This is a genomic window from Paraglaciecola sp. (assembly GCF_030730205.1).
Lineage (GTDB): Bacteria > Pseudomonadota > Gammaproteobacteria > Enterobacterales > Alteromonadaceae > Paraglaciecola.
This window is the reverse complement of the sequence record NZ_JANQVQ010000149.1, coordinates 1-3,273: the sequence shown is the minus strand read 5'-3', so window position 1 is coordinate 3,273 and position 3,273 is coordinate 1. Positions and strand designations below refer to the sequence as shown.

At 41.9% G+C, this 3,273-nt stretch carries 4 protein-coding genes; all 4 read right to left on the bottom strand.

Translation table 11 applies throughout. From position 1 onward, the window contains the following. Positions 1-1,141, bottom strand: a 1,141-nt coding sequence (locus NWQ57_RS10470; protein WP_306022100.1) for an acyltransferase family protein, incomplete at its 3' end; no start/stop codon positions are given. A gap of 31 nt (positions 1,142-1,172) precedes the next feature. Beyond that, on the bottom strand, positions 1,173-1,859 hold the full coding sequence (locus tag NWQ57_RS10465) for an ABC-2 transporter permease (protein ID WP_306022099.1): 687 nt from the start codon (positions 1,857-1,859) through the stop codon (positions 1,173-1,175). An 11-nt stretch (positions 1,860-1,870) separates the two neighbouring features. Beyond that, the gene (locus NWQ57_RS10460; protein WP_306022098.1) at positions 1,871-2,749 is read right to left on the bottom strand and encodes an ABC transporter ATP-binding protein; all 879 of its coding nucleotides are present in this window, start codon (positions 2,747-2,749) and stop codon (positions 1,871-1,873) included. A 34-nt stretch (positions 2,750-2,783) separates the two neighbouring features. Next, positions 2,784-3,161, bottom strand: coding sequence for a GntR family transcriptional regulator (locus NWQ57_RS10455; RefSeq protein WP_306022097.1), 378 nt, complete (start codon positions 3,159-3,161; stop codon positions 2,784-2,786). Between the last annotated feature and the right edge of the window lie 112 nt (positions 3,162-3,273).

Below are 3,273 nucleotides of genomic sequence, written 5' to 3'. Positions count from 1 at the left end.
TGCTTTTGCTGACTAGGATGTGTGATAACCATGACCACGATACGAACAGGTGAAAGGTGAGTATGCTGATGGCAAGCGCGCCCAAACTTGAGACTAAAAATTTAATTACTAAGTGCCATTCTGAGTCCATGATTAAAAACTGAATATAGAAAATTAAGGGTAGATGAACGATGTACACCCAGTAACTTAACTTTGCTACATAACACATAAACACACTATTACTATTTAAGAAACGTTTTGCATATAACACGGCACTCAGGGTCAATAGCACCGCACATATGGCTTCAAGCATAGTTAGTACAAGCTTGTAAAGTCCTTGTGGTTGCTGGTCTGCTGGCAGCAAGTTTCTTGGCAATAAATAGTAGTAAATGACGTAACTGATTAAACCAATAAGCAAATAAGTTGCTAAGCGTTGTTCAAATTGTTCAATAAGCTTAGCTTTACTAAAAAAGCCATAACCTAAGGCAAAAAACAAACCATAAAACCATAGTGCCCATAGAGCTGGGAAAATCCATTCAGGGGCAGGGAAGGGCACAGATACCGCATACAATGCGGGTATACAGGTCGTAATTAACACTAGAACTAGGCTGGTGGGTTGCAGTGAAGTGACCCATTTAGTCAGGCTGTGCCATTGCAAAATATGGATAGCGTAAGCCAGCAGGTACAAGAACAATAAGTGGTATAAAAACCATAAATGCATGGTGCTAAAGGGGGGCGTGGGTGGTTCAGGCAATGCCATCGACGTTTGAATAAAATGTAAAAACGGATTTTTGTTTTGTACCTGTTCAAGGGCGTATTGAATGACGAAGATTGTGGCAATACTGAGTAGGGGCAAAAATATAACAATGGGCAGTGCGATGCGTAGCAAACGGTTTTTTAAAAAAACTTTACCGCCGTTTTTATTCAGTAGCAGTGCGCAAAAAAATCCGGCCATGACAAAAAAAACTGGCATTCTGAAAACGTGTATTCCCCACGCAAACACATCAAATAACCAATGGTTTTGTTGGTCTGCACTGGGCCAAACCGAGTGCATCATTGGGCTGTAGCCTAAGGCCGCATGAAAAAACACCCCAGCTAACATGGCTAGCGCCCGCAGGTTATCCATATAATACAGGCGTGTTGAGGCCTGACGTGGTTTCATCGTCATTTTTCCTAGTTGATAGAGTGGGGGCTTATAAAAAGTTGGTTTTTCGTTTTTGTAGGTAGCTAGTTAAAAACAAGACGACTGCAATAAAAGTAAGTTCTGCCGCCACAATCATCAATGACGTAGCATTCCAACTTGCCGTAGCGGCTTCAAGTGTTTGGTTTATTTCGGGTAGCCGAAGGATGACAATGATAAAACCGTTTAATAGAAGATTGGTGACCACCATGACGGCAATGGTGTATCCCTCTGAATAAGTCAGTAAAGCGGTCGCTAGATAACAACAATAGGCTGCCAGTATGTAAACACTGACTAAAATGACTAAGGGGATCACACCGTTATAAATGGGGGTAGTGACTATCACCGCTAACATGCCCAAAACTAATATTAGCCATGGCACGACATAAAGCGCGAGATTAGACAGCAATTTCGCAAAGGCGTAGTCTTGTGCGGTGACGGGCAGGCTTAAGATAAAGGGAAGGGTTTGGTCTTTTTTTTCATTCACGATTGATTCTATAGACGAACGAGCGCCTATTACAATCAATAGCGTTATCATCAGAGTCGCGCCGATGTTAAAGCTTATAGCAGTTGCCATTCCCATTATGCCTAAGGTCACGATACCAGCGACCATGTAGGCGGCGATGCCTTTTTTCATTAATTCCCAGTCTTTAAACACCAGACGTTTAATCATTTGCATATTGTTTGCTTTAATCGTCATTTTATACGCTCCTATCTGCTGCGTTTTACGTTGGCAACAAAGATTTCTTCCAGTGACATGCGATGTTGTTCTAACACGCTAAAGCCACCTTGCTGCAGTTGCTTGGCATAGTCTGGCGACCATTGATCGGTAACCACCTCAGCAATTTGGCCACTGCGTTTTATGCTGACTACACCTGCTATAGTTTGTTGGCTTTGTTCGTTTATTTGGCATCTAAAACGCCCCCAACTTTCTAAGTAGGACTCTTTGTCCTGCAAAGTCAGCAACTGTCCTCTATCTAAAAAGGCAATTTGATCGGAAAGTTTTTCGATGTCATGAGTATTGTGCGATGAAAACAATACACTGCGTTCATCGTCACGTAGTATGTCAGCCAATTCACATATCACTTCTTCTCGTGCCACTGGATCAAGTCCAGTGGTGGGCTCGTCAAGTACTAATAATTTGGGTCTTCTGGCGAGTACCAGCAGCAACGATGCTTTGACTCGCTGACCATGTGATATGCCTTTAATTTTTTGATCAGCAATTAAGTCGAAGCGTTTGAGTAGTTCTTTTGCGTAACTTGAATCAAACTTAGGGTAAATGCTTTGAATGAAGTCAATGTGCCATTGCAGGGTTTGACTCTTATATAAACGCATATCGTCTGAAGCAAAACCAATGTCGTATTTGGCCAGAACTTGCTGAGAGGGCAAGTCATAGCCTAAAGCCTTAACAGTACCTGCGTCAGCTTTAACTAAACCCATTAAAATGCGAATAGTGGTCGACTTACCCGCACCGTTGACGCCCACCAAGCCCATTACCTGACCTTTAGCTAGGCTTAAATTTAGATTTTCCATACTAAAATGCGGATAACGAATCGATACATCGCGCATTTCAAATGCATAATTTTGCATTGTTGTTCTCCCTGCTTTATTTCCTACTTAGGATTTAAGGCTGACGTAATTGTTGTTCTACACAGTTGATGATGTCTGCATCACTCATCTGTAATTGCTTGGCAAGTTCGATGGTTTCTGCCAGTTTTTGCTCAAATTCTTGTTTTCTAAGTGTGTGATTTAAATCGGTATTAGCCGATACATACGAGCCTTTACCTGCTTGAGTGACAATCACACCGGCGCGTTCTAATTCTAGATACGCTCGCTTCACGGTAATCACACTTACCGAAGTGTCGGCTGCTAATTCTCTTATTGATGGCAGTGGCATATCCGCAGGCCAATCTCCCAACATCACTTTGCTGCTTACCTGCTCAACAATCTGCAAATACATGGGCTTTTTATCTGTTGCGGATAGAAATAGTCCAATGGTCATAGACTTCCCTATTTTTGTAATTCTGTGTATATACAATATGCACAGTATATACACATGTATACACAGTGCAAGCATGAGTTAATAAATATTTCGAGTGACGGTAATGAATGCA

Excerpts from the sequence above, each read along its gene's own strand:
- NWQ57_RS10465 (WP_306022099.1), bottom strand. The coding sequence starts at position 1,859 with ATGACGATTAAAGCAAACAATATGCAAATGATTAAACGTCTGGTGTTT.
- NWQ57_RS10460 (WP_306022098.1), bottom strand. The coding sequence starts at position 2,749 with ATGCAAAATTATGCATTTGAAATGCGCGATGTATCGATTCGTTATCCG.
- NWQ57_RS10455 (WP_306022097.1), bottom strand. The coding sequence starts at position 3,161 with ATGACCATTGGACTATTTCTATCCGCAACAGATAAAAAGCCCATGTAT.